The organism is Mesorhizobium sp. 131-2-1, from assembly GCF_016756535.1.
In the GTDB taxonomy this organism is placed as follows: domain Bacteria; phylum Pseudomonadota; class Alphaproteobacteria; order Rhizobiales; family Rhizobiaceae; genus Mesorhizobium.
The window spans coordinates 1,986,612-2,000,218 of the sequence record NZ_AP023247.1 but is presented as its reverse complement, the minus strand read 5'-3'; the positions used below and the strand labels follow the sequence as shown (position 1 = coordinate 2,000,218).

The window sequence follows — 13,607 nt, the reverse complement described above, 5'->3', positions numbered from 1 at the left end:
ATGTCTAATCGCGTTTCCTGCTGATGAAGAAAAACAACGTCACGATGGCGACCGACAAGAGCAGGAATACGGTCGATATCGCGTTTATCTCGGGTGTTATCCCCCGACGGATCTGGCCGAGCATATAGGTCGGCAGCGTGTCTTGGCCGCCCGACTTGACGAACTCGGTGATGACGACGTCATCGAGCGAGATCACGAAGGCCAGCATCAACCCGGCCAGGATGCCGGGCCACAGCAGCGGCAGCGTGATGCGGCGGAACGTCCGCCACGGCGTCGCGTAGAGATCGGCGGCGGCGCGCTCCAGCGTCAGGTCCATGTTCTCCAGCCGCGCCCGGATCGGCAGGTAGGCGAAGGGGATGCAGAACGCCGTGTGCGCGGCGATCAGATAGCCGAGGCCGGAATAGCCGGTGAAAATCTTGATGCGCGAAAAGAAGATCAACAGCGCCACGCCGGTGACGATCTCCGGCACCATCAGCGGCTGGTTGATCGCCGCGTATTTGAAGGTCAGTCCGGGATAGGGCGCCGTGCGCGTCGTCGCCAACGCGGCCATTGTGGCGGCGATGGTCGACAGCACCGCGGCAACCGAGCCGATCTGGAAGGATCGCAAGGTGGCATCGATGACCTGCGTGTTCTGCCACGCCGACTGGAACCATTTCAGCGAGAAGCCGCCCCATTCCGACGTCGATGTCGCGGCGTTGAAGGCGTAGAACACCAGCACGATGATCGGCAGGTAGAGGACGACGAAGCAGGTCGCGGCGATTGCGGTGAAGCCTGGCTGGTGCTTGATCGAGAAATTAGCCATGGCGAACCTCCGCCCGTCCGGCATTGCGCACATAGGCCAGCAGCGCCACCATGACGATGATCATCACAGTGATCGACAGCGCCGAGCCGAGCGGCCAGTTGCGGCCCTGTCCGAACTGCAGCTCGATCAGGTTGGACAGCATCATGTTCTTGCCGCCGCCGAGCACGCTGGGCGTGACATAGGCGCCGATCGCCGGGATGAAGACCAGGATCGAGCCGGCGATCACGCCCGGCCTGACCAGCGGGAAGATGATGCGCCTCAGCACCTGGAACCGGCTGGCATAGAGGTCGTAGCCCGCCTCGACCAGCCTGAAGTCGAGTTTCTCCATGCTGGCATAGATCGGCAGCACCATCAACGGCAGGTAGACATAGGCCATGCCGATCAGGATCGCCGTGTCGGTGAACAGGATCTGGATCGGCGCCGAGATGATGCCGAGCTTGATCAGGATGGTGTTGACGATGCCCTCGTTGCGGATGATCTGCAGCACCGCGAAGGTGCGGATGAGCAGGTTCGTCCAGAACGGGATGGTGATCAGGAACAGCCAGATGTCGCGCGTCTTCTCACTGCGCGTCGCCATGAAATAGGCCGTCGGGAAACCGAGCGCCAAGGTCGCGATCGTCGTCACGATCGCCAGCTTGATGGAGCGCCAGAAAATGGTGACGTGAGCGGCGGCAAGCGAAAGCGTGTCGTCGAAAATGTCGCGCTCCATGAACACCGACACCCAGGCGTCCGGCGAAAACTGCCATTTCACATCGCCATAGGGGCCGGGCGTCAGCAACGAATAGACCAGCACGATCAGCAACGGTCCGGTCGCCGCGAGAAGGATGATGATGAGCGCCGGCGCCGACAGCAGCCAGCGCGTGCGGACGTCGCGACGCTCCGCTTCCTTGGCGATTTCTTCCGCGGTTGCCATCAGTCCCTCAGCACTTGCGCGGCGTCGTTGCCGATCATGATGCCGACCTTGTCGCCGCGCTCGAAACCGCAACCGGCGCTGCGCGTGTTCTGCTGGCGCACGGTGAAGGCTTCGCCGCTGTCCAACTGGACATGGATGTGGGTGTCGGTGCCGAAATAGACGATGTTTTCGACCGTGCCCGCCAGGTCGCCCTTGCCGTCGCTCAGCTTGGCGTGTTCCGGCCTCACCACCACGGTGGCGTTGTCCTTCGGCTGGAAGCCTTCGGCCACGGTCGCTTCGATGGTTGCGCCGGATTTGAGCGTCGCGCGCGCCTTGCCGTTGCCGACATTGGTGATGGCGGCGGTGAGGAAGTTGGTCTCGCCGATGAAGTCGGCGACGAAGCGTTCCGCCGGCTTGTCGTAGATATCCCACGGCGTGCCGACCTGCAGGATCTTGCCCGACGACATCACCGCAATGCGGTCCGACATCGTCAGCGCCTCTTCCTGGTCGTGGGTAACGAAGATGAAGGTGATGCCGGTCTCGTGCTGCAGGCGCTTCAACTCGATCTGCATCTCCTTGCGCAGCTTGTAGTCGAGCGCCGACAGCGGTTCGTCGAGCAGGAGCACCTTCGGCTGTGGCGCGAGCGCGCGGGCGAGCGCCACGCGCTGCTGCTGGCCGCCCGAGATCTGGCTGGTGCGACGCCCGGCGAGCGCCTCCATCTTGACCAGCTTCAGCATCTCGCCGACGCGCGCCTTGATCTCGGTCTTGGGTTTGCCCAGCATTTCCAGGCCGAAGCCGATATTCTCGGCAACGGTCATGTGCGGGAACAGCGCGTAGGACTGGAACACGGTGTTGACCGGCCGCTTGAACGGCGGCAGCGGCGCGATGTCCTGGCCATACAGCAGGATTTCGCCGGCGCTCGGGAAGTCGAAGCCGGCAATCAGCCTCAGAAGCGTTGTCTTGCCGCAGCCGGAGGGCCCCAACAGCGTGAAGAACTCGTTTTCTCGGATCGACACCGAAACCGTGTCGAGAGCGGCGACCTGGTGTTCACCGGTGCCAAATACCTTGCGAACGCCACGAACCTCGATTGCATTCTTACCCGGTTGTTCCGGCACGATTACCCCATTGAGATGGCCTGCTCTTGGCGGCAGGTTTGTTCCTGTTTTGATTGTCACCATAAGCCAATCGGCTTGGCAACTGCGGAGCTTGGACTGGACCTAAAACGCAATTCCCGTGCCACCGTCATGCTTGATACGTGACCTTGCCGCCACAGACGGTTGTGACCGGCCGCACCGTGTGCAGGTCTTCCGGCGCGATCGCCTCGATATCGGCCGAGAGCACCACGAGGTCGGCCAGATAGCCTGGCTTCAGGCGGCCCTTGCGGTGTTCCATGAATTCCGCATAGGCCCCTTCCACCGTATAGCCGGCAATCGCCTCGTGCAGCGAGAAGCTCTGGTCGGGATCGGTCTTTGCCCATGGTTTGCGCAACACTGCCGCCTTGATGCCCAGGATCGGATCGATGGGCGATACCGGCCAGTCGGAAGCGAAGACGACGTGCGCGCCGGCATTCTTCAGCGTCCGCCAGGCATAGCTCAGCGGCCAGCGCGCCTGCCCGATGCGCGATACGGTCGGCTCCAATGGAAAATCCATGGCGCCCGGCGGATGCGGCGGCTGCATGGAGGCGATGACGCCGAGCTTTTCGAAGCGCGGCACATCGGCGGCGGTGACCACCTCGATATGCTCGACCCGGTGCCGGCTGTCGCGCTTGCCGTTGGCCCTCTCGGCCGCCTCATAGCCGTCGAGGACGGCGCGCACCGCCCCGTCACCGATCGAATGCACCGCCATCTGTAGACCGCGCCTGTCGACCGCGACCGCAAGCTCGGCGAACTGACGCGGTATGAACAGCGGCTCACCGACCCAATCCGTGCGGTCGGCATAGGGCTCGACCATCACCGCCGTCCATGAATCGAGCACGCCGTCATAGAACACCTTGACCATGCCCGACGACAGCCATTCGCTATTGTAGCGCTCGGCCATGACGGAGGCCTTGTCGAGCATGTCGAGCGTCATGAAGTTCTTGTAGTGGAACGGGATCTGGACGCGGCAGGCCAAGCCCTCCTCGGCCTCGATCTCGGCCAGCAGCTCGAGCTGGTAGAGATTGCCGTCCATGTTCTGGATCGACGTGATGCCGTGGCGCGCGCACCAGGCAAGGCCTCGCCGCATGATGTCGCGGTCGGCCGCGCGCTCGGCAGCGGTCGGCATCGGCTCCGGCTCGCCGCCGGTCGCCAGCCCCAGCCGCACCCGGCTTTCGCCGGCGAGATCGAGCACAGGGCCGAACGCCTCGCCCTCGCGCAATTCGCCTGCCGCCAGGCCATCCTCACCCATGACGATCTCGTTGCCAGGACCCAGCGTTCGGCCATGCAGAATGCCGGCCATCTCCAGCGCCCTGGTGTTGGCCCACATCGTGTGGTGGTCGGGAGCGGCCATGGCGAAGGACCGGTCGGGCAGGATCGCATCGAGATGGTGACGCGTCACCCGCTCGTCGCCGAGCACGGTATAGTCGACGCCCTGCCCGACCAGCATCTTCGCGTCGGGCCAAGCCGATGCATAGTCGCGGATCGCTCTTTGCAGCGCGTCGAAGCCGTGGACGCCCGACAGTTGCAGATGCCCGAGCTCGGCCGCGCCTGAAAACAGATGCATGTGGGCTTCGATGAAGCCGGGGATCACTGAGCCGCCACTGGCGTCGACGATCTTGGTGGCCGGTCCCTTGAACACTTCGATGGAGGCGAGGCTGCCAACCGCGATGATGGCGCCGTCCTTGACGGCAATGGCCTCGGCAACGGGATTGTCATCGTCCATGGTCAGCACACGACCGTTGATAACGACCAGATCAGCACTATGACCCGCACCCGTGACAGACATCGCAACTCCGCGCTTTTGACGACTGGCTGAGACCGACAACCCAGTGCCCAACGACCCGCCACTCCACTGGAGCGGCGCTATCGGACAAAAATGATGCCAGTGCGCTGTCTTCGAAATTCCCCTTGTTATCCTTGGAGACAGCGTGGATAAAGAATGCGACTAATTATTCGCGTTTGTCAACGTTCGGAATTTCGAATGTATTGTGAACAGCACCCTGCGCCAGTGTCGAGACCGGGTGCGGAACGAGGACGTCGAGCCGTGAAGCGCAGTCTCAGCCGCGAAACCAGGATAGCGCTCGAACCGCGCAAGCAGCCGCGGCAGGAACGGTCAAGCAAGGTGGTCGACAGGATTCTCGACGCGGCGCTGATCCTGACCCGAGAGCAAGGTACCAAGGCGCCGACGACGCTCGCCATCGCCCAGCGCGCAGGCCTGTCGGTCGGGTCGGTCTACCAGTACTTTCCCAACAAGGAAGCCATCCTTCTCGACCTCGCCCGGCGCTGGCTGTCGTCCTTTCCCGAGGTGATCGCACGGCGCATCAAGGTCGCCGCACCCACCAACCGCGACGAGTTTCGGCGGGAAGTGCGCAAGCTGTTCATCGACACATCGAGGCTCTATCTCGACAACGCCAACCTGATGCCGGTGATCGAGGCCATATCCGGCAATGCCGACCTCAGGCCGATCCAGAACGAATACGACGAGCAGATCATCGCTCTCTACGCCGCATGGCTGCAGCATGTGAACCCGGCGCTTGAAGGCAAGATCGCCAGCCGGCTCGGCTTGCTGATGATGGAAGTCGGACACGCATGCCGGCTTGTGGGGCTGAAAAGAGATCGCAGGACATACGACCTGATCGAGGACGATGTCGAAACCATGTGGCTCGCCCTGGTGAGCCCTTACCTCAATCTTGACTGATTTCGCGCCTCGAGAGGAATTTCATGAAGACAGTTTTTTCGCCGCTTCATGCCGGCCATGCCGGCCAGATGGAGCTCGTCACGAGCGCCATCGTGCCGGGTTTCGAAAAGCCGTCGCGGGTGGAATTCATCAAGGCGCGCGTCGAAAGCGAGAAGCTCGGGCCGATCATTGGACCGGTCGAGCATGATCTCGCCGTGGCCAAGCGTGTTCACAGGGCAGACTACATCGACTTCTTGCCGACGGTGTGGCCGCGATGGACGGCTGAGGGGCACAAGGGCACGGCAATGCCCTTCACCTGGCCGACGCGCGGACTGCGCGGCGACGTGCCGCCGCAACGCGTCGACGCGCTGCTCGGCTACTATTCCTTCGACGCCGGCGCCACCTTCGTCGAAGGCACCTGGGCGGCGATCAAATCGTCCCATGACGTCGCGCTGACGGCGGCCGCACTGGTCAAGGCAGGCGAGCGCTCCGCCTTCGCGCTCTGCCGCCCGCCCGGCCATCACGCGGGCGCTGCCTTCATGGGCGGCTATTGCTTCATCAACAACGCCGCCGTCGCCGCGCAATGGTTCCTCGACCAGGGCGCCAAACGCGTCTCGATCCTCGATGTCGATTACCACCACGGCAACGGCACGCAGGAGATCTTCTACGACAGGGCCGATATCCAGGTGCTCAACCTGCACGCCGACCCGATGGTCGAGTATCCCTTCTTCCTCGGCCATGCCGACGAGCGCGGCGCAGGTGAAGGCGAAGGCTTCAACCTCAACTACCCGATGCCGTTCGGCACCGACTGGGAGGCCTGGAACGCCGCGCTGGCGGATGCCTGCGCCAAGCTCGCCGCCTACGCGCCCGATGTCGTCGTGGTGTCGCTCGGCGTCGACACGTTCGAGAAGGATCCGATTAGCCAGTTCAAGCTGACGAGCGCCGACTATCCCAAGATCGGCCGGCGCATCGCCAGGCTCGGCCTGCCGACCCTGTTCGTCATGGAAGGCGGCTACGCGGTGGCAGAGATCGGCATCAACGCCGTCGGCGTGCTGACCGGCTTCGAGGACCGGTAACGGAAGCTGGCGGCCTGCTGCCGGGCCCGGCGGATTCCATCTTTCGCGCCCCGTCCAGCCGCATGCGGGCGCGAAAAACCGGCCGGTGAGTCGCGCCCCGAGTCCGCTGGATTCGATTTTGTCAAATCGCGTTTGATGTCGGATTCATCTACGGGTAGATTAGACCCGAATCAGCCGGTCCTCGGGGGGCGCGGCGACCACCCAAAGTCTCAAGTTCCGGCATCCGGCCGGCACCAGACGCGGACGGCTTCGCGTTCCCTGAGAGGATTCGGTCTGGTCGGGCGCTGACCGCGCCTTGAGTGTGTCTTCGTGACAGTGACGCGTATTTCGGGTTCGGCCGCTGGCGACGCCAGCACCGGGCACATGGATTGATTCCGGCAAAAGCATAAAATGAGCAGTTCCGCCGCGCTTCTCCAATCCGAACCATCGCGCCTGGCGTCTCGCGGCGATCTCACCAGCTTTTTCATGCAGCTCGCCGCCGAGATCGGCGCCGACAGCTATATGCTTGTCGCCATAATCCACGACCAGGACCGCAGCGACGCCCGCATCGTGTCGTCCAACTGGATATTCGATGCCATCGAGCTGATCGGCAAACGGCTGATAGCCGGCCTCGCCCAGGGACCGTTGACCGCGGCGCCCGGCAACCGCCCAAGACCGCTGGTGGCAGCCCAGGCGCCCGACGCCGGCGCGCTGCTGACCGGCGAGGAGGCTCGCCTGCTCGATGTGCTGGGTCACGCCGAAATCTACTCGTTGAAGCTGAATGTCGGCCGCCAGCGTCTGTTCGCGCTGTTTTCGGCCGCCGAGGCTGGCAAGATCGACCAGCCGGCGCTGATGAAGGCCCAGCTGAAGTGCTGCTATGCGCTCTCCAACATCCCGCAACTGATCGCCGCCGCCGCCATGCAGGACCCGTTATCCGACCGCGAGCGCGAATGCCTGTTCTGGGTGTCGGAGGGCAAGACCACGGACGAGGTCGCACTGATCCTTGGCGTCTCGTCGAACACCGTCAACAGCTACATCACCCACGCCATCCAGAAATTCGCGGCCAGCAACCGCGCGATGGCCATCGCGACAGCGATCAGGAGCGGCATCATTTGAAACAGGCACAGGTCAAGGAGGCGGCCGAGGCCCTCTTCAACGAGCAGCGCAGTCCCTTCGGCGCCTTCTCACTCGGCTCCGAAACGCACCACGCCGTCACCATTCCGGACGCCGTGCGCCGCTGCCGCTGGATCGCCGTCGACATCAATGCTCAGGCCTTCGGCCTGTTCTTCGTCAGCCCTTCGCTGGAGCGGGCGCGCCTCGTCCCATGCTTCGATTCCGACTATCCCGGCACCTCCGTCGCCACGAAATTCATCTCCGGCGCCAACGGCGAGGACATGGTGCGCCACACCCGCATTTCGACGGCGCCGCGCTGGTGGGTGGACGACGGCATCGCCAGCTCGCAGCAGGCCTTCCAGGACCTTGCCTGGTCCGAGCGGACGGCGCCGCTCGCGCCCGGCACCAACGGCATCGCCTTTCCCGTCCATGCCGATCGCGGCCAGTGCGGGCTGGTCATCTTCCTTGGACCGGACATCGCCCTGCCGCAGGAAGCGCTCTACGAGATCCACGCCCGCTGCTTTTCGCTGTTTGCCGCGGTCGCCCGCATCCGCCCGACCGACACCGGTAGGATGCGCTCGATCTCCAAGCGTGAGCTCGAATGCCTGAAGCTGACTGCAAACGGCAACACGAGCGAGGAGATCGCCAGGCTGCTGAAACTGTCGGTGCACACCGCCAACCAGTATCTGACCCAGTCGACGCAGAAGCTCAACGCCGTCAACCGCAACCAGGCAGTGGCCAAGGCGCTGCGGCTCGGCCTCATCGAATAGATCGTCTCCCGAAGGCCCCTCGCCCGGACCGGCGAAACCTGCGCGAGCGCGAGGCAACGGAATGCCAATGCGCGCGGTCGCTCGACCGCCGCGCTTTGCTTCCGTCAATGGCGGATTTCAGTAGGCGACCGGTTCGGTCCTGCGGATGCGCGCTTCTTCGATCACTGCTTCCAGCAGCGCGGTGTTGTGCTCTGGATTCTCGCCGGGCTTTTCGAACGACACGTAGTTGACCACGACGTGGTCCTTGTCCCCGCTCAGTGTCAGCTGGAAATAGACGGTCACGCCAGGTGGCCTGAGCTCGAGGTCGAGCACGATGCGCGGGTTGCCGCTCCAGTCGACATGGGCCTCGCCGCCATGACCGAGCCGGAGCGTGCCCGGCATGAAGAACAGTTCGGCTGCCGAATCCACCAGATCCGACAGGCAGGCGAAATGCTCCAGCCGGATGAAGGCGATATAGTCGGCGACGTCGATCAGCCTGAGTTCGGCGATCACCTGCGCAATGGCGTTGGCGACGATGATCTCGCGGGATTTTGCGTAAGCTTGCCGGTTCATGAGGTCAGTCTGCGCTCAGCTTTTTTCGAATAGACGATCCGCACCAGCTCGGCGACGGCCTGGTAAAATTGCGACGGGATCACGCTATCAACCGAAACTTGCTTGTACATGGAGCGCGCGAGCGCCACGTCCTCGAAGATCGGGATGTTGTGTTCCCTGGCGATCTCGCGGATCTTGAGCGCCACAAGATCCTGGCCCTTGGCCAGCACCATGGGCGCGGAATCCTCCTCGCGGACGTATTTCAGCGCGATGGAATAGTGCGTCGGATTGGCGATGATCAGCGTGGCGCGCGGCACCGCCGTCATCATGCGCCGCCGCGCACGGTCGCGCGCCAGCGACCTCAACCGCGACTTGACGATCGGATCGCCTTCGGACTGCTTCATCTCGTCCTTGATTTCCTGCTTGCTCATGCGCAGGTCGCGACGCCAGTGGAAGCGCGACCAGACAAAGTCTGCCACCGCGATCAGCCCCATGACGAAAACGATCGCCACCAATATGTCGACGGCGATGCTCCTGATGACGAGACCGAAGGCGACCGGGTTGGTGATCATGCCGGCAAGCAGCTTGCGGTGGTCCTCCGACAGCGTGAAACCGAGCACGACGACGGCAAAGCCGAGCTTGCCCAGCGACTTCAGGAACTCGACGAAGCCCTGCACGCCGAACATGCGGCTCCAGCCCTGGCTGATCGAAATGCGCGACAGCTGCGGCCTGATCCGCTCCCCGACGAATTGCGGCATGTTCTGGAGCACCGAGGCGCCGACGCCGGCCACCACCAGAAGCACCAGCAGGCTGACGACGGCGCGACCGATCTCGAAGATGACGGTCTTGTAAAGCGCGATGACGTCCGTCTCGGTGTCCATCGGCCAGGCTTCGGGCTTCTCCAGGAACATCGACAGGAACATGCCGAGATCGACGATGGCGTCCTTGGCGTAGAAGACAGTGAACACCAATATGGCGACGAAGGAGGTGAAGATCGCCGCTTCGCGCGAATGGGGCAGCTTGCCCTGTTCGACGGTGTCGCGGATCTTCTTTTCTGTCGCTTCCTCGGTTTTCGAGTCCTTGTCGACCGCTTCAGCCATGGCGTGCTAACCGAGCCGCCGCCATCAGGCCGCTTCGCTCTGCGACGATGAGGGGAGTTCGAACGCCCCTTCACGCGACAGGCGGATCGTCGCCACCGCGATGGTCTTGCGGGCCGCCATGATGTCGGCCAGCGCGATGCCTTCAGACCCCTGCCCGAGTTCGGATTCGATCATGCGCCGCGACCTTGCGCCGATCGCTGACAGCACCGATTCGGTGAGCGCCGGCGGCGCGCCGCGCAGCGCCAGCGTGACCAGTTCGGTCGACAGCCCGTCGAACAGCAGCACCCGCGCCTTCTGGGCGAGCAGCGGCAGATCGTCGAAGGCGAACAGCCGCGACCTGACGCCGTCGAGATCCGGCGTGCCGGCCGCCTCCAGATCGTGCATGACCTCTTCGAGCTGAGGCTTGTCCATTTCGTTGAGCACGCTGGCGACACGCGCCTGTCCGACCGAGATGTCCTTCGTCGAGGCTTGCGACAGCAGGCTGCTGCGCAATTGGCTTTCGACGATCTTGGCGGCCGCGTCCGGAACCGAGGCTAACGTGACCATGCGTTTGATGATCTCGCTGCGGACGGGCTTTTCCATCGTCAACAGCACGTTGGCCGTTGTCTGCGAGGAAAGCTTCGACAGCACCATGGCCGAGGTCTGCGGGTGCTCGCCGGACAGGAAGGCGCCGAGGCGGCCGGGCTCCAGCTTCTCGAGGTCGGGCCAGATCGGCGGCGGCCCCTCGGGCGCCACCTCGAACCTCTTGTCGCCCATGATGGCGCTCATCTCCTCGGGCGACAGCGACTCGTTGAGGATGGTGTCCATCCGGTCGGCGGAATCGAGCAGTCCCGCGCCCTCGGTGAATTCGGCTTCGAATTCGGCGACGATGCGCTCGAGATCGCCTTGCGGGATCGTGCGCAGCAGGCGCGCCCCTTCGATCAGCGCCTTCAGTTCTTCCTGCTTGAAGAATTTCAGGAGCCGGCTGGCTGAGGGCTTGCCCATCGCCACCAGGATGGCGGCTGCCTTTTGCGGGCGCGTCAGCGTGGTCAGCGTCGTCATGCTGTCTGTCCCTGCGGTCGGTGGCGGTGCACGCCGGCCATGCCTATGCGCTCTTGGTGGCGGCGATGATTTCGGTCAGCCTGATGCCGAAGCGCGACGGGTCGCTTTCGAGCACGGTGATCTCGCCCCGGGCGATCTTGCGGCCATTGACCACCACGTCGACAGGCTCGCCGATGCGTCGGTTGAGTGCCACCGTCGAGCCCTTCTGCAGCGCCATCAGTTCGGACACCGGCATCTCGGTGCTGCCGAGGATGATCTGCACGTCGACGGGAATGGCCATGATGATGCTCGAATTGGCGCCGCCTGAAGCGGCCCTGAAGGCAGCGTCCGGGCGCTTCTCCTCTTCCTTGAGGACACCGCGCAGCTCCTCGATGGCGCGATCGAGCTGCTCGTCCGGCTGATCGGGTTCGGCTTCCACCTTGGTCTTTGCCATGCGTCGTCTCCAAAAAATCGGACCACCCGGCGTCAGCCCGGCATCAGCCCGTCGATGAAATCCTGTCCGGCATCGTAGGGATGCCGGACGCGGACGGTGTAATTCTGGCCGAGCTTGCCGAACTCGCAGACAAACAGCGTCTTGTCGCGCGCGCTGAGCCTCGCCTGCGACTGCGCCGTCTCTTCGAATTCGATGACCTGCCCGACTTCGAGGCTGGCGAGGTCGCCGAGCGTCAGCCGGGCAAGCGGCATCGTCGCTTCCAGCGTCACTGTCGAGCGCATCACTTCTTCGGAGAAGCGCGCGCGCCAGTCCGAGCCGGTCGCGTGATCGTCATCCTGGGCGCCGGCCGCGCCGCCACGAGTGGCAAGCAGGATGCGCTGCGGGATCATCACCGTGACGGTGCCGCTGTCGGTCGGTGTCGAGATGCCGAACACCATGCGGACCGCCGCCCCGTCGCGCAGCACCCGCCGCTTCGCCTCCATGCCGGACATTGCCCGCTGCACCGGCAGCCGCAATTCGAGCGAGCGTTTGCCCGATCCATTGAGCGCCTGCGCCACATGCTGGATCACCGTCGTCGCCACGTCGGCCTCGATCTGTGAAAGCTCGCGTTCGATCGGCGAGACCGGCACGTCCGGGTCCCCGCCGAACAGGGCGCAAACCACGACGGCTATGGCCTGAGCGTCGATCACCAGGGTCATGGCGTCGGCCGACGTCGGCGATGGAACGATGACCATGGCGAAGGTCTCGCCGGCATCGGCGCGTGCATGGGGAACCCGGCTCACCTCGACCGCCCGCAGATCCACCGTAACCGGCGCGCCAAGCTCGACGGCAAGGCTCTTCTGCAGCAGCGGCACGGCGCGTTCGGCCATCGCCCGCCCGGCACCAATGACATGACCGGCCTCGCCGCTGTCGCCGACAAGACGTTCGATGATCAGGGAACGGGTCTGAGACGGACTGCCCGGACTGGTCATGATGGCGAGCGGCCCTGTCTGTCTTCACGCATGCTCAGGCCGCTTTCTTCTCGGCCGTGCCGGTGTTCATCGTGCTCTGCTCGACGGCATCGATCGTCGGCCGTTCGTAGGACGAGATGGTCTTGCGGCCGAACTCGATCGCGACCTGCGGCAGCGCGCCGTTCATATAGGCAAGCAGCGTCTGCTTGACGATGATGTAGAGGCGGTTCTTCTTCTCGCGCACGGTCTTGATCTTGGTGGCGACGGGGCCCACCACGCCATAGGACAGGAAGATGCCGAGGAAGGTGCCGACGAGCGCGGCGCCGATCAGCCCGCCGAGGATTTCCGGCGACTGGTCGAGCGCGCCCATCGCCTTGACTACGCCGAGCACCGCGGCGACGATGCCCAGCGCCGGCAAGCCGTCGCCGACCGCCACCATCGCATGGTAGGCCTTCAGCTTGTCGGTCCTGATGGTCTGGATCTCCTCGTCCATCAGCGCCTCGATCTCATGCGAACGCGCATTACCAATGATGATGATGCGGCAGTAGTCGCAGATGAAATGCGTGAGGTCGTGGTTCTTCAGCACCGTCGGGAACGCCTGGAAGATCGCCGATTCCTCGGGATTGTCGATATGCGCCTCGACCTCGCTGCGCGACTTGGAGCGCAGTTCGCGCATCAGGCTGTGCAGCACGCCGAGCGTCTCGAGATAATCCCGCTCCTTCGGCACCGCCTGCTTGAACGCTTCGAGAATGCCTTTGCCGGTGTCCTTGACGGTCTTCATGGGGTTGGCGACCAGGAAGGTGCCGAGCGCCGCGCCGCAGATGACCACCGCTTCCCAGGGCTGCATCAGCACATGCAGATGGCCACCCATGGCCATGAAGCCGCCGAGGACGCAGCCGAGCGTCACCACCAGTCCGATCAGAATGCCCACGCAAGATCCTTCCGCATGTCACCGCAAGGCCCAATCGATAATCCCCGTGCCTTGTGTGAGGCTTGAATCGGCGAGGCCTTGATCCGCGGAGGTCCGGATCGCGGGCCGCGGAGCCGATTCAGCTTCGCGCAAGGAAGTGGCTGTATTTTCATGGAATAGCTTCGGCCGGAGGCGCA

14 protein-coding genes are annotated in these 13,607 nt (G+C 63.9%); 4 read left to right on the top strand and 10 right to left on the bottom strand.

The features are described from left to right. Positions 1–4: 4 nt before the first annotated feature. The 4 genes from JG743_RS09845 to JG743_RS09830 form a co-directional block, all read right to left on the bottom strand. A complete protein-coding gene (locus JG743_RS09845) occupies positions 5–802 on the bottom strand; it encodes an ABC transporter permease (RefSeq protein WP_202300010.1) in 798 nt (265 codons plus the stop codon). After that, complete coding sequence (locus JG743_RS09840; RefSeq protein ID WP_202300009.1) at positions 795–1,715, bottom strand: ABC transporter permease; 921 nt, start codon at positions 1,713–1,715, stop codon at positions 795–797. Before JG743_RS09840 ends, JG743_RS09845 begins: the two co-directional genes overlap by 8 nt. Then, a complete protein-coding gene (locus JG743_RS09835; RefSeq protein ID WP_202300008.1) occupies positions 1,715–2,809 on the bottom strand; it encodes an ABC transporter ATP-binding protein in 1,095 nt (364 codons plus the stop codon). Before JG743_RS09835 ends, JG743_RS09840 begins: the two co-directional genes overlap by 1 nt. Positions 2,810–2,936: 127 nt before the next feature. Further along, the gene (locus tag JG743_RS09830; RefSeq protein WP_202300007.1) at positions 2,937–4,616 is read right to left on the bottom strand and encodes an amidohydrolase; all 1,680 of its coding nucleotides are present in this window, start codon (positions 4,614–4,616) and stop codon (positions 2,937–2,939) included. A gap of 258 nt (positions 4,617–4,874) precedes the next feature. Between JG743_RS09830 and JG743_RS09825 the strand changes: the two genes are divergently transcribed. From JG743_RS09825 to JG743_RS09810, 4 genes are all read left to right on the top strand, one after another. Continuing rightward, entirely contained in the window at positions 4,875–5,528 is a 654-nt protein-coding gene (locus JG743_RS09825) for a TetR/AcrR family transcriptional regulator (RefSeq protein ID WP_202300006.1), read from the top strand. 23 nt (positions 5,529–5,551) lie between these two features. Then, on the top strand, positions 5,552–6,583 hold the full coding sequence (locus JG743_RS09820; RefSeq protein ID WP_202300005.1) for a histone deacetylase family protein: 1,032 nt from the start codon (positions 5,552–5,554) through the stop codon (positions 6,581–6,583). A 390-nt stretch (positions 6,584–6,973) separates the two neighbouring features. Continuing rightward, positions 6,974–7,678: a helix-turn-helix transcriptional regulator gene (locus tag JG743_RS09815; protein ID WP_202300004.1), complete on the top strand. Its 705-nt coding sequence runs from the start codon at positions 6,974–6,976 to the stop codon at positions 7,676–7,678. Beyond that, complete coding sequence (locus tag JG743_RS09810; RefSeq protein WP_202300003.1) at positions 7,675–8,445, top strand: helix-turn-helix transcriptional regulator; 771 nt, start codon at positions 7,675–7,677, stop codon at positions 8,443–8,445. The genes JG743_RS09815 and JG743_RS09810 overlap by 4 nt, the downstream gene beginning before the upstream one ends. Before the next feature lie 117 nt (positions 8,446–8,562). Here JG743_RS09810 and JG743_RS09805 read toward each other — a convergent pair whose 3' ends face one another. The 6 genes from JG743_RS09805 to motA are packed head-to-tail and all read right to left on the bottom strand — an operon-like array spanning position 8,563 to position 13,431. After that, positions 8,563–8,997, bottom strand: coding sequence for a hypothetical protein (locus JG743_RS09805; RefSeq protein ID WP_202300002.1), 435 nt, complete (start codon positions 8,995–8,997; stop codon positions 8,563–8,565). Then, positions 8,994–10,076, bottom strand: a complete 1,083-nt coding sequence (gene flhB, locus JG743_RS09800) for a flagellar biosynthesis protein FlhB (protein ID WP_202300001.1) — start codon at positions 10,074–10,076, stop codon at positions 8,994–8,996. The genes JG743_RS09805 and flhB overlap by 4 nt, the downstream gene beginning before the upstream one ends. Positions 10,077–10,100: 24 nt before the next feature. Continuing rightward, a complete protein-coding gene (locus JG743_RS09795) occupies positions 10,101–11,117 on the bottom strand; it encodes a flagellar motor switch protein FliG (protein WP_202300000.1) in 1,017 nt (338 codons plus the stop codon). Positions 11,118–11,160: 43 nt separating this feature from the next. Then, positions 11,161–11,550 (bottom strand): flagellar motor switch protein FliN, encoded by a 390-nt coding sequence (gene fliN / locus JG743_RS09790; protein WP_202299999.1) that lies wholly within the window; start codon positions 11,548–11,550, stop codon positions 11,161–11,163. A 32-nt stretch (positions 11,551–11,582) separates the two neighbouring features. Next, entirely contained in the window at positions 11,583–12,521 is a 939-nt protein-coding gene (locus tag JG743_RS09785; RefSeq protein ID WP_202299998.1) for a FliM/FliN family flagellar motor switch protein, read from the bottom strand. Positions 12,522–12,555: 34 nt separating this feature from the next. Continuing rightward, entirely contained in the window at positions 12,556–13,431 is an 876-nt protein-coding gene (gene motA / locus JG743_RS09780) for a flagellar motor stator protein MotA (RefSeq protein ID WP_126058496.1), read from the bottom strand. Positions 13,432–13,607: the final 176 nt, after the last annotated feature.